This is a genomic window from Staphylococcus sp. EG-SA-2 (genome assembly GCF_017152085.1).
Map to the genome: position 1 here is coordinate 1 of NZ_JACYHC010000123.1, position 547 is coordinate 547.

Annotated in this window: 1 protein-coding gene; it reads left to right on the forward strand. The window is 31.8% G+C overall.

Translation table 11 applies throughout. From position 1 onward, the window contains the following. The coding region (gene fdhD, locus IDG60_RS01255; RefSeq protein WP_206160389.1) for a formate dehydrogenase accessory sulfurtransferase FdhD at positions 1-362 on the forward strand (362 nt) is incomplete at its 5' end. Positions 363-547 lie beyond the last annotated feature (185 nt).

The window sequence follows — 547 nt, forward strand, 5'->3', positions numbered from 1 at the left end:
CAAGTCATATTTACCAAGAAACAGGTGGCTTACATAATGCTGCTATAAGCGATGGTTTGACATTTTTTGTACATCGACAAGACATTGGTAGACATAACGCTCTAGATAAATTATATGGATTTTGTATTCAGCGACATATTACTGTCCGAGATAAAGTATTAATTTTTAGTGGACGTATTTCATCAGAAATTTTAATTAAAGCCGCAAAAATTGGTGTTGGCGTCATTTTATCTAAATCAGCTCCGACAACGCTTGCTGTAACCTTAGCTAATGACCTAAATATTACGGCAGTAGGATTTATTCGAAATGGTGGCTTTAATATATATAGTCATCCAGAACGTATCATCGACTCTGAACAATAACATATTCATTATAGTGTGTCATAATGAACGATATTCTACATGAATCAACAATATAAAAGCACTATTTTTATAAGTATAAGTAGCTCAAAACAATTTAAAAAGCAGTAAGTTGATTTCTACTCGAAACCAGCTTACTGCTTTTTTATTCTAATACAAACCTATCATCAATCGTTAATTTCCAATAT